The following is a 24,114-nucleotide window of genomic DNA, read 5'->3' on the forward strand; positions in this document are numbered from 1 at the left end:
AGCCGCGCGGAGTTCCCGGCCGGCGCGACCGGGGCCCTTAGACGTCGTTCTTCCCGCGCGCCGCCAGCCACTCCCCGAAGTCACGGGCGACGATCCGCTCGTCGTGCACTCCGGCGGCGTCCGGGGACGCCAGCCACACGATCGGCGCCCCCATGACCGCCGGGTCGAGCAGGTGGCCCCGGAGCTCGTCCGCCGTCCCGTCGGGGATCATCCCGGTGGCGCTCGCCCCACCCGGCAGCAGGATGTTGGAGGTGACCGCGGTGCCGGCCAGATCGGCGGCCATCACCCGGGCCAGCGCCTCCACGGCGGCACCGGACGGGCCGTAGGGCACGAAGCCGCGGCGGGTCATCGTCTGGTCGTTCATGGAGATCGTGACGACCCGACCACCGCCGGCTCCCAGCATCCGCGGCACCACTGCCCGCGCGACCAGGAACGTCCCGGTCGCCTTGGTCTCGAGCACGTCCCGGAAACCGGCGGGTGTCACGTCCCAGAAGGGCTGCGGATCGGTGAGGAACCGCGGGTTGACCGTCCGCATCCCGATCCCGGCGTTGTTGACCAGCAGGTCCAGGCCGTCCAGCGCCGCGTAGGCGCGATCGACCGCCGCCGACACCGAGCCGGGGTCGCGGACGTCGAGCTCTATCCCGACGGCGCCGGCGCCCAGCTCCGCGGCGGTGGCCTGCGCCCGTTGCGCGTCCCGGCTGGTCAACGCCACCCGGGCACCCGCCTGCACGAGCGCCTGAGCCATTGCCCGGCCCAGGCCGCTCGTGCCACCGGTCACCAGGACCCGGGTGCCGTCCAGTACGGCCGTCGACGAAGCACTCATGCAGGCAACGCTAGGCCGACCCGAGCCCTACGCCGCCGAGCAGCCCCGCCCGTCGCCGTGGTCGCCGACCCGGGCCACCGCCAGCCGGTACGAAGAGCGCCGCGTGCCGCTCATGGTGGTGAGCTCCATCAGCTCGACCCCGGCGTCCGCGAACGCCCGGCGGAAGTCGTCCTCGTAGGTCACCCGCCCGAACTCGATCGTCGTGAAGTGCCGGACGAGCGGCTTCGCCCGCTCCAGCAGCGCCGAGCGCCGGTGGTGGAAGGTCTGGGTGGCGAACACCCGGCCCTCGGGCGTGAGCTGCGCCGCCACGTGCGCGATGGCCGCCACGGGGTCGGGCAGCAGCATCAGGCTCGCGCTGAAGTACGCCGCGTCGTACGGACCGCCCTCGTGGTCGTAGACCGACGACAGCACCGGCACCACCTGCGCCGTGAGGTCGGCGTTCGCCATCTCGGTGCGGCACCGCTCGAGGTAGTCGGCGTCGATGTCGAGACCGACGACGTCGAGCCGCTTGGCGCGCACGACATCGGCGCAGCGGGCGAGCGCGGCGCCCGTGCCGATACCGACGTCGAGGAGACGTGCCCCGTCCGGCAGCCGGACCAGCACCTCGCGGTACCAGTCCGTGGTCATCCCGGCCACCAGCCGGTCGTACAGCCATCCGCGCAGGACCCTGCGCACCGGCACCTTGCCCACTGGTCAGCCGCTCAGGCGTCGCTGCCGGGGCGCAGCCCCTCGTAGATCTTCTTGCAGTCCGGGCAGACGGGCGAACCGGGCTTCGGTGATCGCGTGACCGGGAACGTCTCGCCGCACAGCGCCACCACCATGTTGCCCAGCACGGCGCTCTCCGCGATCTTGTTCTTCTTCACGTAGTGGAACATCTTGGGCTCGTCGTTGCCCGTGGTGTCGGTGCCCTCTGGGCGGGTCTCGACGTCGGGCAGCACCTGGGTGGCCATGTCGTCCATGATGCCGCACGTGCCCGTTCCCGTCTCCCCGCACGCCCGGCTCCCACCCGCACCGACCGTGATGTCCGAGGAGGTCGCCGCCGCCGTGGCGGCCGGGCGTCCCGTCGTCGCGCTGGAGAGCACCCTGCTCGCGCACGGGCTGCCCCGTCCGCACAACCGTGCCGCCGCCGACGATCTGGAGGCCGCCGTCCGGGACCAGGGCGCCGTGCCCGCCACCGTCGCCGTCCTCGACGGGGTGCCCCGGGTCGGGCTCTCCCCCGCCGAGCTGGACCGGGTCTGCGGCGGCGGGCTCGTCAAGCTGTCGGTGCGCGACCTCGGCGTGGCCGTCGGGCTGGGCCGCGACGGCGCGACGACGGTGGCGGCGACGGCCGCACTGGCCCAGGCGGTGGGGGTGCCGCTCTTCGCCACCGGCGGCCTCGGCGGGGTGCACCGCGGCGCCCGCGACAGCTGGGACGTCTCCGCCGACCTCGCCGCGCTCGCCGTCACCGGCGTGCTCGTCGTGTGCTCCGGGGTGAAGTCGATCCTCGACGTGCCCGCGACGCTCGAGGTGCTCGAGACCGGGTCGGTGCCGGTGCTCGGCTACCGCACCGACGCGTTCCCCGGCTTCTACCGGCGCGACTCCGGGCATCCCGTGCCATGGCGGGTGGAGAGCCCGGTGGAGGCCGCCGCCGTCTGGCGGGCCCACCGCTCGCTCGGCTCCCCCGCGGGGATGGTGCTGGCGCAGCCGGTTCCGGCCGCCGACGAGCTCGCCGCCGGGGTGCACGACCGGCTGCTCGACGAGGGCATGGCGCTGGTGGCCCGGCGCGGCATCACCGGCAAGGACGTCACGCCGGCGCTGCTGGAGCACTTCCACGCCGGCAGCGGCGGGGCGAGCCTGCGCACGAACCTCGCCCTCGTGCGCGCCAACGCCGAGCTGGCGGCCCAGGTCGCCGTGGCGCTCGCCGATGCGACTCCCCCATCGTGAGCGGCGGGGCCCTCGTGAGCGGCGGGCGCAGGCCGCGCGTGGTGGTGGTCGGCGACGTCGCGGTCGACGTGCTCGTCGCACCGGCCGGGGCCGCGGTTCGCGGGGCGGACGTCCCGGCCCGGATCCGGACCGCCGCCGGGGGCGCCGGGGCCAACACCGCCGCGTGGCTCGCGTACCTCGGTGCGGAGGTCACGCTGGTGGCGCGGGTGGGCGACGACGCGGCAGGCCGCGCCGCCGTGGCCGACCTGGCCACGGCGGGGGTGCTCCCGGCGCTGGCCGTCGACCCGGACGAGCCGACCTGCACCGTCGTGGTGCTCCTGGACGGCGACGAGCGCACGATGCTGTCCGACCGGGGCGCGGCGGGCCGGCTGGTACCGGGCGATCTCCCCGCCCTCGACGGCGCCGACCACCTGCACCTGTCCGGCTACGTGCTGCTCGGGCCGTCCTCCCGGGCCGCCGGGCTCGCGGCGCTCGCCGCGGCGCGCGAGGCCGGGCTGAGCACGTCGGTCGACCCGCAGGCGGCGCCCGCGCTCACCGCGGAGTTCCGGCACTGGGTCCGCGGCGTCGACCTGCTGCTGCCCAACGCCGACGAGCTCGCCGCCCTGGGCGGTTCGGAGCCGTACCTGCTGGCGGACACGAGCCCGGACGGCGCGGTGGCCGTCACGGACGGGCCCCGCGGGGCCCGCTGGGTGGATCGCCACGGCCGCGTCGAGGTTCCCGCCCTGACGACCGACGTGGTCGACCCGACAGGGGCGGGCGACGCGTTCGACGCCGGCCTGCTCGTCGCCCGGCTGCGCGGGGCGAGCCCGGTGGAGGCGTTGCGCGCGGGGTGCGCGGCCGCCGCCACCGCGGTGGCCTGCCTGGGCGGGCGGCCGCCGGCCCAGGCCGCGGTCAGCCCTCGATGACCGGGTGGTCGCGGGGCTCGATCTGGGGCCGCTCGGCCTGGTAGCGGTTGACGGGCTCGGCCTTGATGGGCAGCCGGTCGTTGGCGATCAGTACCGCCATCCACGGCAGCGGGATGGACAGGACGAGCAGCGTGACCGCCAGCCACGGGATCTGGTAGAAGACGGCGGCGAGCACCATGCAGGGGATGCGCATCCCCATCATGATCTTGTAGCGACGCTTGCGTGTGGCCAGCTCCTCCTCGTAGGAAAGAGCGGCGTCGGTGATCAGAACAGGCTCCTCCGCGCGCTGCGGATCTGCCACGGGAACTCCCTCGTTGGCCGCGACGGCGCCGGCACCCGGCGGTGTCGACGCTGAGCGGTGGCCCGGCCGCTGGCCCTTCGTCCGCCTCCGTGGTCATCGTGCCACTGCCGGGGCGGACGCGCCTGTCGACCCCGGACGCGATCGGGTGTCAGTCCTGGGGCACCGGCACGGCGTCGAGGTGCGCTCCCGCAGTGCTGTGCGCGTGCAGCACGACGTCGCCCACGACGCCCTCGGACACCACGTCGAGCAGCCGCGTGGTGAGCCCGCCGACCACGCGGTAGCGGACGAGCCTGCCCTCGCGGTGCGCGGCGACCATCCCGTGCGCCCGCAGCAGCCGCAGGGCGTGCGACACCGCGCTGTCGCTCATCCCGACCGCGAACGCCAGATCGGAGACACACAGGTCACCGGCGTGGTGCAGCGCGAGCAGGATGCTCAGGCGGTGCACGTCGCCGAGCGCGTCGAGCACGGCCGCTGCGTGCCGGAGCTGCTCACCGTCGGCGAGGACGGCGGTGGCGTCGCACACCTGGTCGGGGTCGACGACGCGGACGCCACGACGCGCGGGAGGCACCTGGTGCACGAGGTCGATGCTAGTGCCCTGGGGCGTGGGCGCCGTGGGACGCGGCCGGGCTCAGCCCTTCGGTGCGCCCGCGGCGGGCTTGCCCGCTTTCGCTTCGGCCTTCCTGGCCTGCTTGTACTCCCGGACCCGCACGAGCGACGGGGCGTCGACGACGTCGGCGACCGACCGGAAGGAGCCGTCCTCGCCGTAGCCGCCCGCGGCCTCGCGCCAGCCCGTGGGCGTCACCCCGCGCTGCTTGCCGAGCAGCGCGGTGAAGATCTGCGCCTTCTGCGTGCCGAAGCCGGGCAGCGCGGCGAGCCTGCGGAACAGCTCACGACCGTCCTCGACGTCGCGCCAGATGAGCCCGGTGTCGCCGTCGTACTGCTCCACGACGGCGACGGCCAGCGCCTGGACGCGCGCGGCCATCGAGCCGGGGTAGCGGTGGATCGCGGGCGGCCCGCGGAAGATCTGGACCAACGCCTCGGGGTCGTAGGACGCGAGCTCGCGGGGGTCGAGCTCGGTGCGGCCGAGGCGCTGCGCGAGCAGCGCGGGCCCGGCGAAGGCCCGCTCCATCGGGAACTGCTGGTCGAGCAGCATCCCGACCAGCAGCGCGAACGGGTCGCGGTCGAGCAGCGCGTCGGCGTCGGCGTCCTGGCTCAGACAGAGGGGCACGCCAGAAAGGGTAGCGCCGCGGCAGCGGCCGACGGGCCTCTTGGGAGGATCGGCGCCGTGCTGCCCCACCTCTCCCCCGCCACCGCCGACGCGCTGCGCACCGCCCTGCTCCGGGCCGGCTACACCACCGACGGCGTCCGGGCGCTGCTCGGGCAGTCGGCACACGCCGCGCTCGGGCGCGGCGAGGTGGAGCCGGCCTTCCGCTCGAGCCGCGACGGCGGGGAGCTCGGCGTGCTGGTGCGGCTGCTGCTGCTCGGCGCCGTCGAGCCGGACGCCGCGGTGGCCGCGGCTCTCGCCCCGCTCGCCCCCGCCGACGCGGCCGCGGCCGGTCTGCTCCGCGCCGTGCCCGGCGGCTGGGCGGCCGCCCTCGACCTGCGCCCCTATGGAGACACCTCCGATGCCGACATCTCCGGCGGGGACCCCTCCGGTGGCGCCGCGGACGGGGGCGCCGACTGGTGGGTCCTCTCCGACCTCGACCAGCGGCGCCAGGAGCGCGACCACGTCACGGGCGTCGGTGCGGCGTCACTGACCCTGGCGGCCGCGACGCCGCGACGCGCGGTCGGGTCCCTGCTGGATCTGGGCACCGGCTGCGGTGTGCAGGCCCTGCACGCCACCCGGCACGCGCGCGCCGTCACCGGCACGGACCTCGCGCCGCGCGCCCTCGCGATGGCCCGCGCCACATTCGCCCTGAACGGTCTCGACGTCGAACTCCTGGAGGGGCCGTGGCTGGAGCCCGTGGCGGGGCGCCGGTTCGACCAGATCGTGTCGAACCCGCCGTTCGTGCCGGGCCCCGCGCGGGTGGACTACGTCTACCGCGACTCCGGCCAGGACGGGGACGCCGCGCTCGCCGCGCTCCTGCGGGCACTGCCCGAGCACCTCGAACCGGGCGGCGTGGCCCAGCTGCTCGGCTCGTGGCTGCACGTGCGCGGGGAGGACTGGCCCGACCGGGTGCGGTCGTGGCTGCCCGCCGGCGTGGACGCCTGGGTCGTGCAACGGGAGGTGGCCGATCCCGCGCTGCACGTCGGTACCTGGCAGCGCGACGCCGGGCTCGATCTCACCTCGCCGGCAGCCCGCGAGCAGGCCGCGGCCTGGCTCGACTGGATGGAGCGCGCGCGGGTGGAGGCCGTGGGCTTCGGGTTCGTGACCCTGCGCCGACCGGGTGGGGCGCGCCGGGACGGCGAGTCGACGGTGGTGTTCGAGGACCTGCCCGGCGACGTCGAGGATCCGCTGGGCCCGGAGGTCGAGGGCTGGCTGGACCGGGTGGACTGGCTGCACGCCCACGCCGATGACCGGGCGCTGCTGGGCGCACGCCTCGCGGTGGCGCCGTCGGTGGTGCTGGAGACCTACGCCGAACCGGGCACCGAGGGCTGGACGGAGGTCGGGTCCGCGGTGGCGCGGCTGGACGGTCCGCGCTGGCGCCACGAGGTGGACGGCCCGGCCGCCGCGCTGCTGGCCGGATGCCAGGGCGCCCTGCCGCTCGGCGAGCTGGTGGAGCTGCTGGCCTTCGCCCACGACCGCCCCACCGACGAGCTGGCCGCGGCGGCGCTGCCCGCGGTGCGGGAGTTCGTCCGCCACGGCGTGCTGCTGCCCGCGCCGGAGCCGGGCCGGTGAGGGCGGTGGTCGCGCGGGTGAGCCGGGCGGCGGTGCGGGTGGACGGCGAGGTCGTCGGCCGGATCGACGGGCCGGGGCTGCTGGTGCTGCTCGGGGTGGGCCGGGACGACGGTCCGGACGCGGCGCCAGTGATGGCCCGCAAGCTGCACGAGCTGCGCATCCTTCAGGGCGAGCGGTCCAGCGCCGAGCTGGGGGCGCCGCTGCTGGTGATCAGCCAGTTCACCCTGTACGGCGACACGCGCAAGGGCAGGCGGCCCTCCTGGTCGGCCGCGGCTCCGCCCGGGCACGCCGAGCCGCTGGTCGAGGCCGTCGTGGGCGCGCTGCGCGACCGCGGCGCCGAGGTCGCCACCGGCGTGTTCGGGGCCGAGATGGCCGTGGAGTCGGTGAACGACGGCCCGTTCACCGTGCTCGTGGAGGTCTGAGCGCGCTCAGGAACCGCCCGGCGCCGGGAACGGCAGAAGCCCCGGCCGGGGGTACCGGGCGGGGCTCCTTCGTCGCCGGGCCACTGCGACCCGGTCGGGTCGTGGCGGTGCCGGGATGTTCTGTCGTCGGTACTGCTGTGGGCCCGTAGCGGGCTCACATCACTTGCCGGCGACCTTCGCGGCGCGGGCGTTGGAGGCGGTCTGCTCGCCTGCGGCCTTGGTGACGTCGGCGGCCTTGTTCACCGCGGTCTCGGTGGCGTTCACGGTGCGCGCGGCCACGGACTCGGCGGTGCGGGCGGCCTGCTCCGTGACGGTCTCGGCGGCCTGGGCGCCGGCGGTCAGGACGGTCTTGGCGAGGCGGCGCTGGTTCTCGAGCACCTGCTCGGCGAAGTCGAAGTACCGGTCGACGGCGACCTGGGCGTCGGGCAGCGCGGGGCGCGAGCCGGTGACACTGCCGGTGAAGGTGGTGACGGTGTCGGCCCACGTGCGGACGGCGCTGGTGAGGGCGTCCTGCGTACGGGTGGCGATCTCGAGGAACTGGTCGGTCGGGGCGCTCATGTTCGGCCTCTCTCCTACGGGTTGTTGCGTGCCTGTGCTACCTAGACTGCGCAACAGCGTTAAGTATGTCAAGCAGACTGAGTGTGATCCCGCCCTCTCACTCCGTGGCGCCCCCGACGAAGCTGCGGTACACCCCCAGCAGCGCGGTCCGCTGCTCCGGAGACAGCCGGGGGTCCTTGCGGATCGCGTCCTCGGTGCCGGTCGCCTCCCCGGCGGAGGAGCCCCCTGCGGATCCGGCGGCGGACCCCGTCGCGGTGGCCCACCCGGCCTGCGAGAGCAACTGCTCGGTGGACAGCTGCAGTGCATCGGCGATCGAGCGCAGCACCTTCAGCGACGGCTGGTGCAGCCCGCGCTCCACCTGACTCAGGTACGCGTTGGACACGCTCGTCATCGACGCCATCTCCCGCAGCGACAGGTTGGCGAGCTGACGTTGCGCCCGGATGAAGTCACCCAGCATGTTCATCTGGGCCGTCCACGCCGTGGCGGGAGGGCCGTCGCCCGAAGGGCCGTCACCCGTGGACTCATGGGACGTGGGCCGCGCTGCGCTCATGGCGTCCATCATCGCGCGTGCCGCTACCCCGGGCGAGAATCGCCCGATCTGCCGCTTGGTTTACCAGACCGGACATGCGTGTTGCCGGGGATGACAAGCGGGAGCTACCGTCGGGTAACCGATTGTCCGATCAACCGACAGTCGGGAACCGTCACTGCCGATGGGAGTCCGACTTGACTGCGGCGTCGCAATCCGTGCCATCCAACCCTGTGATGTCGACCACGCGAGGCACGAACGCCTCCCCGCCCCGGATGCCCGACATGGCAGCCGCGCTGGCCCATCTCGCCGGCTACAACACCGCAGCGGCCGCCAACAGTTTGGCCGAACTGACCAGGGCGAGCGGGGCCGTGTGGGCGGACGCGATCTCCCGCAGCACCACCCCGCTCGGCATGGCGGACCGCGGGCTGCGGTGGTGGCGGGAGATGCGCAGGCGCAGCGAGCCGAGCTGGCACCTACCCAGCGAGATCGTGCTCAGCACGCCGTTCGCGCACCTGCGCGACTTCACCGAGCCGGCCGACCGGGCGGCCGAGGTCGTGCCGACGCTGGTGCTCCCGCCCCAGGCCGGTCACTCCTCGAGCGTGGTCGACTTCTCGCCGACACAGAGCCAGCTGGCCGTGATCAGGGCGGCGGGCCTGCACCGGCTCTTCGTGCTCGAGTGGCGCGCCGCGACCCCCCGGACCGCAGGCGTCACCATCACCGACTACCTCGACGTCATCGACCGGTCCATCGAGCGGATGGGTGGGCGGGCCAACCTCGTCGGGGACTGCCAGGGCGGCTGGCTCGCGGCGATCTACGCCGCACTGCACCCCGAGCGCGTCCACACCCTGACGCTGGCGGGAGCACCGATCGACTTCCACGCCGGAGAGTCGGTGATCGCGTCCTCCACACGGACTCTGACCAGCGCATTCGGTCTCGCCCCCTACCGTGCGCTCGTCGCGCTGGGCGGCGGCAACATGCCGGGCCGGGCGGTGCTCACCAACTTCATCGCGATCCAGCCGCAGTCGGAGATCTCCCGCCAGCTGCAGCTGCTCGAGAACATCGACGACCGGGCACACGTCGAGCGCTACCGCGTGTTCGAGGACTGGTTCAAACACACTCAGGACATCCCCGGTGCGTTCTACCTCTGGCTCGTGGAGCACCTGTTCTGGCGCAACGAGCTGATCTCCGGAGAGCTCGTCGTCGACGGTCGCCGGGCCGATCTGGCGAACATCACCTGCCCCCTGTTTCTTCTCGCCGGGTCGACCGACCACATCACTCCGCCACCGCAGCTCTTCGCGGCCGCCGAGGCCGTCGGCACCCCGCAGGACCGGATCCACCGGCGCACCGCGAACGGCGGCCACCTCGGTCTGTTCATGGGGCGGGAGGCGTTGCGGACGGACTGGCCGCCGTTGATGGCAGCCGTCCACGCGCTCTCGGTGCCCCGGCCGGACGGGGCAGGCGGGGACGATCACGAACGGAACGCGCGGGACGTTGTTGCTGATCCAGGCGGTACGCCGGAGGTGCCCGCGCCCTGATGCCCGGTCTGAGGGCCCGCTGAGAATGAAGCGCCGACCACATTCCTGCGGGAACGTTCTGCCGCATGCAGGCGTTCAACCCCATGAGAACCCCGGCGGCGGCGCTCCGACACCGCCCCGCCGGGTTGCGGCAGGGGAGGAAAGATGACAGCGCCCACCATGAACGGGCCGACGAACGCGGCCGGTCCTGGCATCCCGACACAGCGTACAGACTTTGACCACTCGGAGGCCACCTCCGAGCGTCCGGAGCTGTCCGCCGAGGACCTCGACGCGCAGAGCCCTGCGGCGGACCTGGTGCGCGTGTACCTCAACGGCATCGGTAAGACCGCGCTGCTCTCCGCGGCGCAGGAGGTCGAGCTGGCGAAGCGGATCGAGGCGGGCGTCTTCGCCCAGCACGTGCTCGATGCGGCCGCCGAAGAGGGCACGGAGCTGGAGCGGCGGTACGCGGCCGATCTGCGGGCAGTCGTCCGCGACGGCATGCGGGCGCGCAACCACCTGCTGGAGGCCAACCTCCGGCTCGTGGTATCGCTCGCCAAGCGCTACACGGGCCGCGGGATGCCGCTGCTGGACCTGATCCAGGAGGGCAACCTGGGTCTGATCCGCGCGGTCGAGAAGTTCGACTACGCCAAGGGCTTCAAGTTCTCCACCTACGCCACCTGGTGGATCCGGCAGGCGATCACGCGCGGCATGGCCGACCAGGCCCGCACGATCCGGCTGCCCGTGCATCTCGTGGAGCAGGTCAACAAGCTGGCCCGCATCAAGCGCGATCTGCACCAGAAGCTCGGACGCGACGCCACCCACGAGGAGCTGGCCACCGAGTCCGGTATCGCCGAGGAGAAGATCGCCGACCTGCTCGACCACGCGCGCGACCCGGTGAGCCTGGACATGCCGGTGGGGTCCGAGGAGGAGGCGCCGCTCGGCGACTTCATCGAGGACGGCGAGGCCACCGACGCCGAGACGACGGTGATCTCCCACCTGCTGCACGACGACCTGCGCCGGGTGCTGGCCACGCTGGACGACCGCGAGCAGCAGGTCATCCGGATGCGTTACGGCCTCGACGACGGTCAGCCGTGCACGCTCGACCAGATCGGCCGCCGCTTCGGGCTCTCCCGGGAGCGTGTCCGGCAGATCGAGCGCGAGGTGATGGCCAAGCTGCGCATCGGTGAGCGGGCCGACCGCCTGCGCGCCTACGCGAGCTGATCGGCGCGAGCCGTACGAGAGCGCCCTCCCGAGGGCTGTGACGTGCGGCTCGCAGCGATCACGGGGAGTCAGGCGAGCGCCACCTCGACGGCCGCCGCGACCCGCAGCAGCCCTGCATCGTCGCCGTGGCGCGCTGCCAGCTGCAGGCCGACCGGTAGGCCGCCGGCGGTGAGGCCGCACGGCACGACGATCGCCGGCTGCCCGGAGACGTTGTAGGGAGCGCTGAAGATCCCCTCGATCCGCCCTTCCGGGGTGTCGATCGGCGGGGTCCGCTCGGGCGCCGCGTAGGGGGTGGCCGGTCCGACCAGGACGTCCACCCCGTCGAGGAGCCGGTCGGCCGCGGGACGCAGCTCAGCCCGGCGGGCCAGTGCGGCGTCACGGCGCCGCGGCTCGACCTCCGCGGCGGTGCGAAGCAGGCGCAGGGTCGTGGCTCCGAAGCGGTCGGGCTCGGCGCAGGGCCCGGTGATCGCCTGCCCATGCACCTGCCAGGCCTCGACCAGCAGGATGTCCGCCAGGCACGCTTCCAGCCCGCTGAGCACCGTGCCGTCGCGGTCGGCCAGCGCCATGCCGGCGACGAGGAGCCGGTCCAGCGCCGTCCGGGTGATCGCCGCGAGCTCGGGATCGAGCCGCGGGTCGGCCAGCTGGTCGGCAACCACCCCGAGCCGGACGGGCCGCGCGGGGGTCTCCTCCGGTGCCGCGCCGATTCCGGTGAGCGCCGCCAGCACGGCGGCGGCATCCGCCACGGACGCAGCCAGCACCCCGACGTGGTCCAGCGTGGGCGAGAGCGGGGTGACACCCTCGGTGCTCATCAGGCCGGCGGTCGGTTTCAGGCCGACGACCCCGCAGTAGGCCGCCGGGATGCGGATCGACCCGCCGGTGTCGGTGCCCAGCGCGGCCGGGCACACGCCCGCGGCGACCAGTGCGGCCGACCCGCCGCTCGACCCACCGGCGGTCCGGTCCGGACGCACCGGGTTCCTCGCTTCCGGCAGGTCCGGGTGGGGTGCACCCGCCGCGTACTCGAGCAACGAGGCCAGCGCGAAGACGTCGGCGCCCGCCGCCCGCAGCGCGGCCACCACCGGCGCGTCCGAGGCGGCAGGTGCGCCCGCCATGTCGTGCGGGTTGCCGTTGCCGCGCGGGCTCCCCGCGACGTCGATGATGTCCTTCACCGCGATCGGCGTGCCGTGCAGCGGCCCCGCCTTCGCCCGCAGCGGCGCGGGGAGCGCGGCCACCACGGCGTGCAACGGACGGCCGAGCCGTTCCAGCCGCTCGTAGGCGGCGAGCAGTTCGAGGTTGGCCACCTCGCACACGCGCTCGCCCCGTTCGATCGCCCGGATCAGCTCCGCGACGTACCCGGTGAGCGGGCCGGTGAGGGGCCCCAGCTGGACGTCGACCTCGGTTCGGCGGTTGCGCACGGCGAGATCCCGGTAGATCCCGCTGTGGCTCTTCGCGCTGCCCCGGTTGACGGCGACGAGCCTGCGCAGCGACCCCGGCAGGTCCGCCGGGTCGAACCCGTCGAAGGGCATCGGGATGACCGGCGACTGGGCGAGCACCTCGCGCGCGACCGCGAGCATCAACGGCCGGAACTGCGGGTCCTCCAGGGAGTCGGCGATCGACAGGTCCGAGACGGCACCGGTGAACAGCAGTGCGCCGTAGGCCTGCTTGGCCCAGAGGTAGCCGAGGATGTCGCCGGTCGGCTCGGCGTAGGGCAGGACGCCGGCGAGCTCGCGCAGGCGGTCGGTCAGCCGGCCGTCCAGCTCGCCGATCCGGAACGTCGCGACGTTGCCCTGCATCACGACGCCGGGTCCCACCACGTCGGCCCCGAAGTTGACGAAGCAGGCGAGCAGCCGGTCGCGCCCGACCACGCCGGACAGCAGGTCCGCCGTCAGACCGTTCTGCATCGACACGACGACCGCGCCGGGGGCCAGCCTGCCGCGCAGCACCTCGGCGGCCGCCGCGGTGTGGTGCCCCTTCACGGCCACGAGCACCACGCCGTCGACCAGCTCCGGCAGACCGGCGGGAAGCACCGCGGGCGCCCGCACCGTGAACTCGTCCACCGGCCCGGTGATCCGCAGCCCGTCGGCCTCGATCGCGGCAACGTGTGCCGGGTCCGCATCACAGAAGAGGACGTCGTGGCCGGATCGGGACAAATGGGCGCCGACCGTGCCACCGATGGCACCGGAACCGAGGACAGTGAATTTCATGCGAGCTCCTGCTTGTCCGGTCCGGCCCAGCACATACATTCCCCGCAACTGTATACAGCACATCCTGGCCAGTTCGAGCAGGGCGGGCGGACACCCCCTTGCCCGGCCCTCCGCGACATTTGCCTGCCCCCGCGCGGGCTGATGAGATCCCGGTGTTCTCCATGTTCGACCAGCTCACGGGCTGTTCCGGGCGGGCCGGTCGCGCGCGCGAAATACATTTCGCTGACGCATCCGAAGATGCGCACGGGCGCCGCGGTCCCCTCTGCGATCGACCGCAGAACACCGGCGAAGGCCGCACTCTTCGGCAATGGAACTGCGGTCGGCCCACTGTTCATGGCGACCGTTTCCGGCTACGGCCAGAACACCCGGTTGCCGTTCACCGCGCACGTCATGAAGGGTGAGGGGCCCGGCCACGTGCCGGCACGCCACCGAACGACCGCCCCCCGCGAAAGGACGTCACCCGTGACCGACCCGGTGATCATCGGCAGTGAGCGCAGCGAGGCGGGTCTGCCCGCCGGAATGGCCGTGCTGCGCGCCGGTGGGAGCGCGCTCGACGCGGTGGAGGCGGCCCTGCTGCTGTGCGAGGACAACCTGGCCGACCACTACGTCGGCACCGGAGGGCTGCCCAACGCCCGCGGCGAGGTGGAGCTGGACGCGTCGGTGATGGTCGGCTCCACCCGGGCCTTCGGGGCGGTGGCCGCGGTGCGCGGCTACCCGCACCCGATCTCGGTGGCCCGGGCCGTCATGGAACGCCTCCCCCAGCACGCGTTGCTGGTGGGTGAGGGGGCCGAGCTGTTCGCCGCCGAGTGCGGCTTCACCACGGCCGAGCTCCTCACCGAGGAGGCCCGCAAGGCCTGGCACGACGCCCTGTCGGTCACCGAGGAGTCGGTGGAGGGCGAGAACACCCGGGCGGGCTCGGGCGACATCGCCTACCGGCTCGCGGCGCTGGAGCTGGTGAAGCGGCTGGCCCCGCACGAGGGACCGTGGGGCACGATCAACGTCCTGGCCCTCGACGAGAGGGGCGAGCTGGTGGTGGGCGTGTCCACCAGCGGCTACCCGTGGAAGTACCCCGGCCGGGTCGGGGACTCCGCGATCGCCGGGGCGGGCAACTACTGCGACCTGCGCCACGGCGGGGCGGCGTGCACCGGGCGCGGCGAGCTGAGCATCCGCGCCACCGGTGCCCGGGTCGTCGTGGACCGGCTCGCCGCGGGCGACGACCCGGAGACGGCGTGCGCCGCCATGCTGGCCGACGCGGCCACCCTGCCCGACACCTTCCGGGCGGAGCTGCGCACGCTCGCCCTCACCCCCGACGGGCGCCACGGCGGCGCCGCGGGCCAGGCGGGCTCGACCTACTCGGTGATGACCGCGGCCGACCAGGAGGTCCGGTTCCTCCCGAGGCGGGCGGTCGGCCCAGCGTGAACAGGTCGCGGGTACCGCCGGTGAGCTCGACCCACACCGACTTGCTCTCGAGGTACTCGTCGAGCCCGGCCCGGCGCCACCACGCGGTGCGTTGATCCAGACGGTGCCTGCCCGCAGCCGGGCGGCCGTCGGCCGGACGAACAGCCCGCCCGGCCCCTCGTCGGCGGCACCGCCGTAGGCGATCGTGGCGCCCTCGGCGCGGGCCGTGTCCGGGAACACGATCTGCGGCGACTCGCCCCCCAGCTCGACGAGTGGCCGACATCCCGGTCCGCCAGCGGTGTGGGCTGCCTCACGTCGAGGCCACCGCGGGCGCCTCCGCCGTCCTACGCTCGAAGTATGAGCGCACCACCCGGTCCGGTCTCGCCGGCCGTCATGCGGGAGGTGCTGGGTCACTTCGTCTCCGGCATCGTGGTGGTCACCGCGACGGGCCAGGACGGGCCGATCGGCTTCACCTGTCAGTCCTTCGCCTCCCTGTCGCTCGATCCCCCGCTGATCACCTTTGCGCCGGCGCGGTCGTCGTCGACGTGGCCCCGGATCCGTGACGTCGGCGCGTTCTGCGTCAACGTCCTCGCCGCCGACCACCAGGAGCTCAGCGCCGGGTTCGCCCGTTCCGGGGTCGACAAGTTCGCCGGGGTGCCGTGGCGCCCGGCGCCGTCCGGCGCGCCGATCCTCGACGGCGTCAGCGCGTGGATCGACTGCTCGCTGTGGAACGAGTACGACGGCGGTGACCACACGGTCGCCATCGGCCGCGTGCGCGACCTCGGTGCCGACCCAGCTCGCCTGCCCCTGCTGTACTACCGCGGCCGCTACGGCGTGACGGCCGATCCGGAGGAGAGCTGATGACCGAGTCGTTGTCCGTGCTGGGGATCGCGGGTGGGCCGGATGCGGGCGGGCGCACCAGCACCGCGATCGCCGGGGTCCTCGCCGGTGCCGCCGCCGCGGGTGCCGCCACCACGCTGGTGGAGCTGGGCTCCACCGAGCTCCCCGAGGTGGTCGCCGCGATCGACGCCGCCGATGCCGTGGTGCTCGGCAGCCCCGTCTACCGCGCCACCTACAGCGCCCTGCTCAAGGGGCTGCTCGAGGGCACCGAGCGCGGCAAGTGGGGCGAGAGCACCGCACCGCTGCAGGGCAAGGCCGCGGCCATCGTCCTCACCGGGGCGAGCGGCCACCACTTCCTCGCGCTCGGCGACCTGCGCAACGTGCTGGCGAGCTTCTTCGCGGTGCAGGTGCTGTCCCCCGGGCTCTACTTCGACCACAGCGGCTACGTCGACCGCACCACGCTCACCGAGGACAGCGCCGCCCTGGCTGCCGCGCACGGCGCCGCGCTGGTGGACCTGACCGCCGCGATCCGCTCGTCGAAGGCGCTCAGCGCGATCACGCCGCAGGTCTAGGGGTCGCCGCGCCCCGGTGCCCGAAGGGCCGGTACGAACGGGCAACCGCCCTTCCCCCGTGACCGACCGCTCGACCGTGATGCGGGCGGAACGAGCGCCCTAGCCTGGAACGTGGGTCGCTCATGCCCGGACCAGGGATCACCAGCGGGCGGGAACGGACGGGGAAGGCGTGAGATGAGGGTATCCGACGGAACGCGCGACCGGCGCCGACCGGACCGCTCACCGGCACGCCACGCGTCCGCGAAGGCCGCTGACGAACGCGACCCCCGCGTTCCGTTGCTCCGGATGCAGGGCACCGTCGGCAACGCCGCGGTCACCCAGCTGATCCAGCGGGCCGTTCCGGTGCAACGTTTCGGCCAGCAGCAGGTGAGCAGCGGAACCGGACCGGGGCCGAACTTCGTCTCGCAGACCCCCCACACCTGGCTACGGACGCGGCCCGCGGCCGAGACGCCCGCCGGGCAGCTGCCCTGGGCGCTCAGCCACGACGCCCCCTCGCTCAGCCCGTCGGCGGAGAATCCGGTTCCCGTCCGGGTCTCGGCGAAGGCGGACCTCGCCGTGCACGATGCTCCGAACCTCGAGCCGAAGGAGTTCTACAGCAGCTCATCGGTGTTGGAGGAGTCCGTGGCCGCGCTGCGGGCCACCGGCAGTTTCTACCGGCTGAAACAGCGGCCCGAGACCATCAGGGTCGCCGGTTCGGACGGCCGCCGGCGAACCCTGAACCGCGTGGTGGCAGCTCCCGCGCCGTCGTCGGCTCGGCGCTTCGGACAGCGCACCGAGGACGAGTGCATCGAGGTCGCCGGGCTGCTGATGGGCATTCCCCGGCGCCGGCGGCGCGGGGAGATCATCGCAGACGACGGCAGGCAGTACTCCGAGCAGCGTGCCCTCGAGCTCGGCCACCGGATGACCCCGGCCGGCCCCGGACGTCCTGCGTCCGGCGACGGCACGTTCGACGAGCGCGCGGCCGTCGAGGCCTACGGGGCGGCCCATCGCGCGGGGACCCTGGTGGGCGCGCAGGAGATGGGCCTCAACCAGTACGCCAACCCGGGCGTCGGGCAGTCCTTCGCGATCACCTCGCTGGGCAGCGACGGGCCGGACTTCGCGGCGCCCGGCGGTACCCGGTCGCCCGACGACCCGCCCTGGAACTTCCACTTCGGAGGGGTGGTGGCCAGGTCGGGGAACGACCGGGTCACCATGGAGAACTACACCCGCTCGGCGGTGAGCGCGGTCGCCGAACTCCACACGGTGCTGATCCAGCGCTACCGGCAACGGACGAACCCGCTGATCCAGCGGTGGCAGGAACTGCGCCACCCCGGCCGCTACACGGACCCGTTCGCCCCGGTGGGTCCTGCCATGGAGGCCGTGCGGAAGCTGATCGACAAGGAGGCCGCCCGGGTGGGCGGCGACGGGGAGAAGGAGTACCTGCGCCTGGTCGACGACGCGATCAAGCACGAGCGCTGGTACTTCCGGATGTACGGCGGCGAACCGGGTCAGAGCTTCCACGAGCAGGTGTACGGGGGCGGCGCCGCCAACTCGGTGATCAACCCGGTCACGGTCGCGGTCCAGCGGCCTGCGCAGGACCTGTCGGGGTTCTACGGAACGCGGATGCCACCTGCCGGGCCACAGGTGCCGTACCTGGGCCCTCAGGTCCCCTACTCCGCGCCGCAGATGCCGTACCCCTACGGGGGCTACCCGGGCCGCCCGTTCGGGTAGCCGCTCCGCCGCGGTCACGCGCAGGCCTACGAGGGCAGCACCACGGCCAAGCCGTCGAGCAGTCGCTGCAGGCCGAACTCGAAGAGCGCGTCCAGGTCGAAGTCGTACGGGGTGGAGAGCACCCGTTCGAACGTCGGGAAGCGGCCGTCGCCGAGGACCGATCGCATGGCTGCTTCCTGCGTGTCCATCCACTCGTCGGGGTTGAGTCCGGTGGCCGCCTCGGCCTCGGCCTCGGGTTCGAGGTTCACCGCCGTCCCACGCACATAGTTGACGAGCGTGAGGTAGGTGGTCATGACTGTCGCGTGGTCGGCGCCGCAACCCTCGAACGAAGCCAGCGTCCACTCGAACAGGGCCAGCCCTCCGGCGACGGCCTGCGGCCGCGTCATCGACACCACCGGGGCGAGCCAGGGGTGGCGGCGGAACAACGCCCACAGCGTGCGGCCCACGATCTCGAGCCGGGGCCGCCACCCGTCCGGAGCGTCCGCAGGCGGTCGCCACTCGCTCAGAGCGGCGTCCAACATCCGCAGCACGAGGTCGTCCTTGTCGACGACGTGCCGGTAAAGGGCCATGGTGGCCGCTCCGAGCTCGGCGGCCACCCGTCGCATCGACAGGCCGTCGAGCCCTTCGGCGTCGGCGATGGCGATGGCGACGGCCACGATCCGCTCGGGGGTCAGGACGGCGTCGGGTGCGGGGCGGACGCGGGGCCGCGCCTGATCGAGCGCCGGTTCCGATGCTGCCGGAGGCACGACCGGCCGGGGCGCCGTCGTCCCCGGGCGCGTCTCCACCACGGTGCCCGAACCGGGCACAGCGCGTACCAGCCCCTCCTGGCGCAGCACGCCCAGCACCTTGGTGGCGGTGGCCATGGCGACGCCCCAGTGCCGGGTGATCTCCCGCGTGGAAGGCACCCGGTCACCGGGCGCGAGATCACCCGTCTCGATCCGCCGGCGCAGCTCGGCGACGATCCGCGCATACGGCGGACTGCTCTCCACGATCCCTCCGTACTAGTGCACTTGAGCCGCGGACGAGACTAGCGACTCCGCGGTGACCCGTCGAGGCAGGTCGACCCCAGAATGCCCGCACTAGTGCACTCCGTCCCAGCATTTATGCAGCTAGATGACTTGATGCGAACTGTTTGTACGCCGTACGCTATTGCACATGCAGAACACGAACATCCTCATCTCCGGGGCGAGCATCGCCGGGCCCGCACTGGCGTACTGGCTACGCAAGAATGGCTTCACCCCCACCGTCGTCGAGCGGGCGCCCGCACTACGGCCCGGCGGCCAGGCCGTCGACCTGCGCGGCGCGGGCCGCACGGTCGTCGAGCGCATGAGCCTGATGGACGACGTGCGGGCCGTCGCCCTCGACCAGCGCGGGCTCGCCTACGTCGACGGCACCGGCCACATCAAGGCGCGGCTCGGGGCCGACGCCTTCGGCGGCGAAGGCATCGTCTCCGAGATCGAGGTCCTGCGCGGCGACCTCGCCGCGGTCCTCCACCGCGCGAGCCTCCCGGGCACCGAGTACCTGTTCGACGACACGATCACCGGAATCGACCAGGACGACGACGGCGTCACCGTCACGTTCGAGAAGGCCGCACCCCGCCGCTTCGGCCTCGTCATCGGCGCCGACGGGCTGCACTCGGCGGTCCGGAGCCTCGCGTTCGGCCCGGAGGCGGACTCGGTCCGTCCGATCGGCTGCTACACCGCCTGGTTCACCGCGCCGGCCGACATCGATCTCGACGGCTGGTACCTCATGCACAACGCCCCCGGCGGGCTCGTCGCCTCCGCCCGGCCGGGCCGGCTCCCCCACGAGATCAAGGCCGGCCTCAGCTTCCGCTCCGAGCCGATCACGTACGACCGCCGGGACATCGCCCAGCAGCGCGACATCGTGGCCCGGCGCCTCGCCGGCGTCGGGTGGGAGACCCCGCGACTCCTCGCAGCCATGCGGGAGGCGCCCGACTTCGCGTTCGACTCCATGGGCCAGGTGCACCTCGACCGCTGGTCGGCGGGCCGGGTCGTGCTGCTCGGCGACGCGGGCTACTGCCCGAGCCCGCTAACCGGCCTGGGCACGAGCCTCGCCCTCGTCGGCGCCTACGTGCTCGCCGGTGAGCTCGCCGCCTCCGACGGCGACCACCGGGCCGCGTTCGCGCGCTACGAGCAGGTGATGCGGCCCTACGTCACGGAAGGCCAGAAGCTGCCGCCCGGCGGCGTGAGCGGGTACGCGCCGCAGGGCCGGTTCGAGATCCGCATCCGGACGGCCTCGATGAACTGGATGACGCGCTGGCCGTTGCGGCCCTTGATCGCCGCGCAGTTCGCCAAGGCCGGCAACATCGCGCTGCCGGACTACGGGCAGCGGGTCGGGATCTAGCCCGACGCGATCCCGCCCAGCAGGCAGTCGAGGCCGAACGCGAAGCGGGCGTCGGCGTCGGGGTCCTCGGCGTCGAGGATGCGGCGGTTGAAGTGTGGGTAGCGGCCCGACTCGACGACCTGGCGGACGTAGGTACCCACGGAGGTGCGCCATTCGTCCTCGGTCATGCCGGTGGAGCGCTGGACCTCCCGATCGGCCAACTCGGCGGCCACCGAGCCGAGGACGTAGGTGTTCACCGCACTGACGATCATGTTCGCCCTGGTCGCGTCGTGGGTGAAGCGGTCGACGACGGCGAGGGCGTGGTCGAGCCGGGCGATGACGTTCGGCCCCAGCGCCGGGCGGCGGGACGCCTGCTGGGCGAGCCACGGGTGCCGGAGCAGTGACGCCCGGAAGTCGTGGGCCACGGTCGCCAGCCCGGCACGCCAGTCGTCGCCAGGGTCCGGCGGCAGCGGCCGGTCTCCGTACACGGCGTCGACCATGAGCTCGATCAGCTCGTCCTTGCCGGTGATGTGCCGGTACAGGGACGTGGTGCCCGAGCCCAGCTCCGTGGCGATCCGGCGCATCGACAGCGCGTCGATGCCCTCGCTGTCGGCCAGCGCGACGGCCGCACGCACGATCCTCTCCTCGCTCATCGCCTGCCGGGCACCGCGGTCCCGGTCGCGCATCCAGACCAGCGTGGCGAGGGGACGGTCACGGGCGGGCATGGGCACAGCGTACGGGTACGGCTACAGTGTTCCCGATATCGGGCACACTGTTCCCAAGGAGGATCCAATGTCTCAGGTCGTGATCGCCGGCGGTGGCACCGTCGGCCTGGCCGCCGCCGTCTTCCTCGGTCAGCAGGGGATTCCGGTCCTCGTCCTCGAGCGCCGCACCCGGCCGTCGGTGCATCCGCGCGCACTCGGCGTCAGCCCTCGCACGCTGGAGCTGTTCCGCTCCGCCGGACTCAGCGAGGCGATCGACGCCGTCGCCGTGCGTTCGGCCGTGCCGGGAAAGGCCGACGCGCGCACGGTCGCGGAGATCGACCGCACGCAACCGTCGCGGGCGCCGCGGTTCACGGGCCCCGACCTGTCACCGGAGACGCCGCGCGGCCACTATTCACAGGACAGGCTCGACTCCGTGCTGCTTCCGGCGGCGCACGACCGCGGCGCGACGATCGAGATCGGCGTGGCCGTCACCGGCGTCGAGCAGGACGCCGACGGCGTCGACGTTTCGCTCTCCGACGGCCGCACGGTCCGCGCCGCCTACCTGATCGGCGCCGACGGCGTGAACACCACCGTTCGCGCCGCGCTCGGCATCGGCACGACCGGGCCGGGCGAGATCGGGGACACCACGCTAAACATCCTGTTCGACGCCGACCTGGTCGGCCGGTTCGGCCCGTTGCCGATGCTGACCGAGATCAGCCATCCGGACGCGCGCGGAATGCTGCTCGCCGTCGGGGAAGGGCGCTGGGTGTTCCACACCAAGCCGCCGGCGGACGGCAGGTTCACCGACGAGACCTGCGCCGCGTCGATCCGCACCGCCCTGGGCGCCGACGTGCCGCTCGAGATCGTCAGCGTCCTGCCGTGGCGAGCGACGGTCCGGATGGCGGACGCGTTCCGGTCCGGGCGCGCTTTCCTGGTCGGTGACGCAGCGCGGGCCATCTCGCCGCTGGGCGGGTTCGGCCTCAACACCGGGATCGCGGACGCCCACAACCTGGCCTGGAAGCTCGCCATGGTGCTCACCGGCAGGGCCGGGGACCGGCTGCTCGACAGCTACCACGAGGAACGGCACGCGCTCGCCCAGATCGTGACCGCGCAGGCCATGCTGCGATGGGCGAACCCGCGGCTGCACTGGGACCCGTCCGAGGTCGCCGAGCGCGACAGGGCCGGTGCCTGGTACGCCCCGATGGTCACGATGGGCTACCGCTACGACTCCTCGGCGATCGCCGGCCCGGTGCCGCCGTTGCCGTCCACGGAGGACGTCGCGGCGGCTCTCGACGGGGCGCCGGGCTCGCACCTGCGGCACCGGTGGATCGACGGTGTGTCCACACTGGACATGATCGGCCCGGGGTTCACCCTCCTGACCGGCTCCGAGGAGTGGGACGACGCCGCACGGACGCTGGACCTCCCGGTGGTGCGGATCGACGGCGACTGGCCGGAGTCGGTCGGGATCGACGCCACGGGAGCGCTGCTCGTGCGGCCGGACGCGTTCATCGCCTGGCGTTCGGTCAAGGCCGACGCCGACGCACTGCCCGCCGTCCTTGCGGCCGTCACCGGGGGGCGGGCCGCATGAACGATCAATGGCGCACGTCGGCCGGTCCGCTCGCGGTCAGGGCTGCGGTGGCGCGGGCAGCGGCTTGTGCCGCGTCCACGTCCCGCACGGCCTGCTTCACCCCGGCCACCGCGGGCGGTGCCACGCTCAGCTCCCGCACCCCGAGCCCGACCAGCAGCTCGGCGGCGAGCGGATCGGCCGCCGCCTCGCCGCAGACGGCCACCAGTACCCGTTCCCCCGCCGCCCGGCACACGGCGTCGACGAGGCGGAGCACGCCGGGGTCGAGGGGGTCGGCCAGCGCGGCGACCGCCGGGTTGCCCCGCTCGGCGGCGAGCGCGTACTGGGTGAGGTCGTTGGTGCCGATGCTGAAGAAGTCGACGTGCGGCACGAACGCCGCGGCCTTCAGCGCCGCGGCCGGGACCTCGACCATGATCCCCACCTCCAGCCCGGGCGGTGTGCCCCGGCCCTCGCGGGCGATCGCCGCGTCCAGCGCGCGGCGGGCGACGACCAGCTCGTCGAGCGTCGTGATCATCGGGAACATCAGGCTCACCGGCGCGTCGTGGGCCACCCGCACCGCGGCCAGCAGCTGGTCGGCGAGCAGGTCCGGGAACGCCGTGGCCAGCCGGATCCCGCGCAGGCCGAGGTACGGGTTGGCCTCGGCGGGCAGCGGCAGGTAGGGCAGCGGCTTGTCGCCACCGACGTCGAGGGTGCGCAGGGTGATCCGCTTCCCGCCAAGCGCGATGGCGACGGCGCGGTAGGCCGCCTCCTGCTCGTCGACGTCCGGGGCGGCCGCGCGCCCGAGGAAGAGGAACTCGGTTCGCACCAGCCCGACCAGGTCGGCACCGCCGGCCACGGCCGCCGTCGCCTCGGCGGGCGAGCCGACGTTCGCCCCGACGAGCACGGTGACGCCGTCCCGCGTCACCGCCGGGGCGGCGGACCGTTCGCGGGCCTCCCGGTCCCGGACGGCCTGCGCGGCGGCGCGCTCCCGGAACACCGCGACGGTGTCGGGCGTGGGGTCGACGACGAGCTCGCCCGTGGTCCCGTCCAGCGCGATCAGCGTGCCGTCGGGCACCTCCAGCACCTGCGCACCGGCCCCGAGCACCGCCGGCACGCCGCGGGCGCGGAGCAGGATCGCGCTGTGTGCGGTGGGACTCCCGCCCGCGAGCACCACACCCGCCACGCGCGCCGGGTCCAGCGCCGCGGCCCGGGCCGGGGTGAGGTCGGCGGCGACGAGCACGGCGGGCGGCCCGTCCGCGTGGTCGTCCGGGATGTCGGCAGCACCCCCGACGAGGACGCGGAGCACCTGGTCCCCGACGGCGCGGACGTCTGCGGCGCGGGCCGCGAGGTACGGGTCGGGCAGGGCGTCGAAGGCGGCCGCGGCGCGTTCCGCGGCGTCGGACCAGGCCCGCTCGGCCGCCGCCCCGTCCCCGATGCCCGCGCCGGCGTCCTCCACCAGCTCGGGGTCGTCGAGCAGCAGCAGGTGGGCGTCGAAGATCGCCGCCTCGGCGGGGCCCAGCTCCGCGGCGGCGGCGGCGCGGCCGGCCCGGATCTCGGACGTGACCGTGGCGATGGCGGCGTCGAGGCGCGCCCGCTCGTCGGCCGGATCGCCTGCGGGCGCGTCGGGCACCGCCACGGGCGCGGCCGCGTCGGACCGGGCTGGCCCGACCGCGATCCCGGGCGACGCCGGGAGCGGGGCGCCCGATCCGGGCAACTCGGGCGCGGAAAGCGGGCGACTCGCGGGGGT

Annotated in this window: 24 protein-coding genes; 12 read left to right on the forward strand and 12 right to left on the reverse strand. The window is 73.8% G+C overall.

Annotation, left to right across the window (positions count from 1 at the left end):
* Positions 1-37 precede the first annotated feature (37 nt).
* Genes HF577_RS14870 through HF577_RS14880 form a run of 3 tightly spaced genes read right to left on the reverse strand, consistent with a single transcriptional unit; the run spans position 38 to position 1,773 of the window.
* The gene (locus tag HF577_RS14870; protein ID WP_169396439.1) at positions 38-823 is read right to left on the reverse strand and encodes an SDR family NAD(P)-dependent oxidoreductase; all 786 of its coding nucleotides are present in this window, start codon (positions 821-823) and stop codon (positions 38-40) included.
* 27 nt (positions 824-850) lie between these two features.
* Positions 851-1,498, reverse strand: coding sequence for a class I SAM-dependent methyltransferase (locus HF577_RS14875; RefSeq protein ID WP_211174295.1), 648 nt, complete (start codon positions 1,496-1,498; stop codon positions 851-853).
* Between the two features lie 26 nt (positions 1,499-1,524).
* Positions 1,525-1,773, reverse strand: coding sequence for a DUF3039 domain-containing protein (locus tag HF577_RS14880; protein ID WP_169396440.1), 249 nt, complete (start codon positions 1,771-1,773; stop codon positions 1,525-1,527).
* A gap of 10 nt (positions 1,774-1,783) precedes the next feature.
* Here HF577_RS14880 and HF577_RS14885 point away from each other — a divergent pair, with 10 nt between their 5' ends.
* Positions 1,784-2,746 carry a pseudouridine-5'-phosphate glycosidase gene (locus HF577_RS14885; RefSeq protein WP_246266393.1) on the forward strand — a complete coding sequence of 321 codons (963 nt, stop codon included), beginning with the start codon at positions 1,784-1,786 and terminating at the stop codon, positions 2,744-2,746.
* Positions 2,743-3,651: a carbohydrate kinase family protein gene (locus HF577_RS14890; RefSeq protein WP_169396441.1), complete on the forward strand. Its 909-nt coding sequence runs from the start codon at positions 2,743-2,745 to the stop codon at positions 3,649-3,651. Before HF577_RS14885 ends, HF577_RS14890 begins: the two co-directional genes overlap by 4 nt.
* Here HF577_RS14890 and HF577_RS14895 read toward each other — a convergent pair.
* The 3 genes from HF577_RS14895 to HF577_RS14905 form a co-directional block, all read right to left on the reverse strand.
* Complete coding sequence (locus tag HF577_RS14895) at positions 3,638-3,952, reverse strand: DUF3099 domain-containing protein (RefSeq protein ID WP_169396442.1); 315 nt, start codon at positions 3,950-3,952, stop codon at positions 3,638-3,640. The genes HF577_RS14890 and HF577_RS14895 overlap by 14 nt on opposite strands.
* Before the next feature lie 148 nt (positions 3,953-4,100).
* Positions 4,101-4,529: an ArsR/SmtB family transcription factor gene (locus tag HF577_RS14900; protein ID WP_169396443.1), complete on the reverse strand. Its 429-nt coding sequence runs from the start codon at positions 4,527-4,529 to the stop codon at positions 4,101-4,103.
* A gap of 51 nt (positions 4,530-4,580) precedes the next feature.
* A complete protein-coding gene (locus HF577_RS14905; RefSeq protein ID WP_312859141.1) occupies positions 4,581-5,180 on the reverse strand; it encodes an HhH-GPD-type base excision DNA repair protein in 600 nt (199 codons plus the stop codon).
* Positions 5,181-5,237: 57 nt separating this feature from the next.
* Between HF577_RS14905 and HF577_RS14910 the strand changes: the two genes are divergently transcribed.
* Complete coding sequence (locus HF577_RS14910; protein ID WP_169396445.1) at positions 5,238-6,791, forward strand: DUF7782 domain-containing protein; 1,554 nt, start codon at positions 5,238-5,240, stop codon at positions 6,789-6,791.
* Complete coding sequence (dtd, locus tag HF577_RS14915) at positions 6,788-7,213, forward strand: D-aminoacyl-tRNA deacylase (protein ID WP_169396446.1); 426 nt, start codon at positions 6,788-6,790, stop codon at positions 7,211-7,213. The genes HF577_RS14910 and dtd overlap by 4 nt, the downstream gene beginning before the upstream one ends.
* A gap of 159 nt (positions 7,214-7,372) precedes the next feature.
* Here the strand turns inward: dtd and HF577_RS14920 are convergent, their stop codons facing one another.
* Together HF577_RS14920 and HF577_RS14925 are read right to left on the reverse strand one after the other, a co-directional pair.
* Entirely contained in the window at positions 7,373-7,771 is a 399-nt protein-coding gene (locus HF577_RS14920; RefSeq protein WP_169396447.1) for a hypothetical protein, read from the reverse strand.
* 97 nt (positions 7,772-7,868) lie between these two features.
* Entirely contained in the window at positions 7,869-8,321 is a 453-nt protein-coding gene (locus HF577_RS14925; RefSeq protein WP_211174296.1) for a helix-turn-helix domain-containing protein, read from the reverse strand.
* A gap of 212 nt (positions 8,322-8,533) precedes the next feature.
* Between HF577_RS14925 and HF577_RS14930 the strand changes: the two genes are divergently transcribed.
* Both HF577_RS14930 and HF577_RS14935 read left to right on the forward strand, forming a co-directional pair.
* The gene (locus HF577_RS14930; protein WP_169396448.1) at positions 8,534-9,835 is read left to right on the forward strand and encodes an alpha/beta fold hydrolase; all 1,302 of its coding nucleotides are present in this window, start codon (positions 8,534-8,536) and stop codon (positions 9,833-9,835) included.
* A 144-nt stretch (positions 9,836-9,979) separates the two neighbouring features.
* Positions 9,980-11,035 carry a sigma-70 family RNA polymerase sigma factor gene (locus tag HF577_RS14935; protein ID WP_246266386.1) on the forward strand — a complete coding sequence of 352 codons (1,056 nt, stop codon included), beginning with the start codon at positions 9,980-9,982 and terminating at the stop codon, positions 11,033-11,035.
* Between the two features lie 68 nt (positions 11,036-11,103).
* Here HF577_RS14935 and HF577_RS14940 read toward each other — a convergent pair whose 3' ends face one another.
* Positions 11,104-13,236 carry an amidase family protein gene (locus tag HF577_RS14940; RefSeq protein WP_169396449.1) on the reverse strand — a complete coding sequence of 711 codons (2,133 nt, stop codon included), beginning with the start codon at positions 13,234-13,236 and terminating at the stop codon, positions 11,104-11,106.
* Between the two features lie 462 nt (positions 13,237-13,698).
* Here HF577_RS14940 and HF577_RS14945 point away from each other — a divergent pair, with 462 nt between their 5' ends.
* The 4 genes from HF577_RS14945 to HF577_RS14960 all read left to right on the forward strand — a co-directional run bounded on the left by HF577_RS14945 (position 13,699) and on the right by HF577_RS14960 (position 17,756).
* A complete protein-coding gene (locus HF577_RS14945) occupies positions 13,699-14,655 on the forward strand; it encodes an isoaspartyl peptidase/L-asparaginase (protein ID WP_169396450.1) in 957 nt (318 codons plus the stop codon).
* A gap of 336 nt (positions 14,656-14,991) precedes the next feature.
* A complete protein-coding gene (locus HF577_RS14950) occupies positions 14,992-15,495 on the forward strand; it encodes a flavin reductase family protein (RefSeq protein WP_169396451.1) in 504 nt (167 codons plus the stop codon).
* On the forward strand, positions 15,495-16,046 hold the full coding sequence (locus HF577_RS14955; protein ID WP_169396452.1) for an NAD(P)H-dependent oxidoreductase: 552 nt from the start codon (positions 15,495-15,497) through the stop codon (positions 16,044-16,046). The genes HF577_RS14950 and HF577_RS14955 overlap by 1 nt, the downstream gene beginning before the upstream one ends.
* A 285-nt stretch (positions 16,047-16,331) precedes the next feature.
* Positions 16,332-17,756, forward strand: a complete 1,425-nt coding sequence (locus HF577_RS14960; protein ID WP_169396453.1) for a hypothetical protein — start codon at positions 16,332-16,334, stop codon at positions 17,754-17,756.
* Between the two features lie 26 nt (positions 17,757-17,782).
* Here the strand turns inward: HF577_RS14960 and HF577_RS14965 are convergent, their stop codons facing one another.
* Positions 17,783-18,745, reverse strand: a complete 963-nt coding sequence (locus HF577_RS14965) for a TetR/AcrR family transcriptional regulator C-terminal domain-containing protein (RefSeq protein ID WP_312859142.1) — start codon at positions 18,743-18,745, stop codon at positions 17,783-17,785.
* A 166-nt stretch (positions 18,746-18,911) separates the two neighbouring features.
* Between HF577_RS14965 and HF577_RS14970 the strand changes: the two genes are divergently transcribed.
* On the forward strand, positions 18,912-20,120 hold the full coding sequence (locus HF577_RS14970) for an FAD-dependent monooxygenase (RefSeq protein ID WP_169396454.1): 1,209 nt from the start codon (positions 18,912-18,914) through the stop codon (positions 20,118-20,120).
* Here HF577_RS14970 and HF577_RS14975 read toward each other — a convergent pair.
* Positions 20,117-20,824, reverse strand: a complete 708-nt coding sequence (locus tag HF577_RS14975; protein WP_169396455.1) for a TetR/AcrR family transcriptional regulator — start codon at positions 20,822-20,824, stop codon at positions 20,117-20,119. The genes HF577_RS14970 and HF577_RS14975 overlap by 4 nt on opposite strands.
* Positions 20,825-20,891: 67 nt before the next feature.
* Here HF577_RS14975 and HF577_RS14980 point away from each other — a divergent pair, with 67 nt between their 5' ends.
* Positions 20,892-22,391, forward strand: coding sequence for an FAD-dependent monooxygenase (locus tag HF577_RS14980; protein WP_169396456.1), 1,500 nt, complete (start codon positions 20,892-20,894; stop codon positions 22,389-22,391).
* Positions 22,392-22,395: 4 nt separating this feature from the next.
* Here the strand turns inward: HF577_RS14980 and ptsP are convergent.
* Positions 22,396-24,114: phosphoenolpyruvate--protein phosphotransferase (gene ptsP, locus HF577_RS14985; RefSeq protein WP_169396457.1), on the reverse strand; the 1,719-nt coding region annotated here is incomplete at its 5' end.

Source organism: Pseudonocardia xinjiangensis, assembly GCF_012911925.1.
In the GTDB taxonomy this organism is placed as follows: Bacteria; Actinomycetota; Actinomycetes; order Mycobacteriales; family Pseudonocardiaceae; genus Pseudonocardia; species Pseudonocardia xinjiangensis.

Bases quoted from the DNA above. Each gene is read 5' to 3' on its own strand.
- HF577_RS14880 (WP_169396440.1), bottom strand. From the start codon at position 1,773: ATGGCCACCCAGGTGCTGCCCGACGTCGAGACCCGCCCAGAGGGCACC.
- HF577_RS14980 (WP_169396456.1), top strand. From the start codon at position 20,892: ATGTCTCAGGTCGTGATCGCCGGCGGTGGCACCGTCGGCCTGGCCGCC.
- HF577_RS14870 (WP_169396439.1), bottom strand. From the start codon at position 823: ATGAGTGCTTCGTCGACGGCCGTACTGGACGGCACCCGGGTCCTGGTG.
- HF577_RS14975 (WP_169396455.1), bottom strand. From the start codon at position 20,824: ATGCCCGCCCGTGACCGTCCCCTCGCCACGCTGGTCTGGATGCGCGAC.
- HF577_RS14970 (WP_169396454.1), top strand. From the start codon at position 18,912: ATGCAGAACACGAACATCCTCATCTCCGGGGCGAGCATCGCCGGGCCC.
- HF577_RS14930 (WP_169396448.1), top strand. From the start codon at position 8,534: ATGTCGACCACGCGAGGCACGAACGCCTCCCCGCCCCGGATGCCCGAC.
- HF577_RS14925 (WP_211174296.1), bottom strand. From the start codon at position 8,321: ATGAGCGCAGCGCGGCCCACGTCCCATGAGTCCACGGGTGACGGCCCT.
- HF577_RS14940 (WP_169396449.1), bottom strand. From the start codon at position 13,236: ATGAAATTCACTGTCCTCGGTTCCGGTGCCATCGGTGGCACGGTCGGC.
- HF577_RS14955 (WP_169396452.1), top strand. From the start codon at position 15,495: ATGACCGAGTCGTTGTCCGTGCTGGGGATCGCGGGTGGGCCGGATGCG.
- HF577_RS14920 (WP_169396447.1), bottom strand. From the start codon at position 7,771: ATGAGCGCCCCGACCGACCAGTTCCTCGAGATCGCCACCCGTACGCAG.
- HF577_RS14950 (WP_169396451.1), top strand. From the start codon at position 14,992: ATGAGCGCACCACCCGGTCCGGTCTCGCCGGCCGTCATGCGGGAGGTG.
- HF577_RS14935 (WP_246266386.1), top strand. From the start codon at position 9,980: ATGACAGCGCCCACCATGAACGGGCCGACGAACGCGGCCGGTCCTGGC.
- HF577_RS14960 (WP_169396453.1), top strand. From the start codon at position 16,332: ATGCAGGGCACCGTCGGCAACGCCGCGGTCACCCAGCTGATCCAGCGG.
- HF577_RS14885 (WP_246266393.1), top strand. From the start codon at position 1,784: ATGCCGCACGTGCCCGTTCCCGTCTCCCCGCACGCCCGGCTCCCACCC.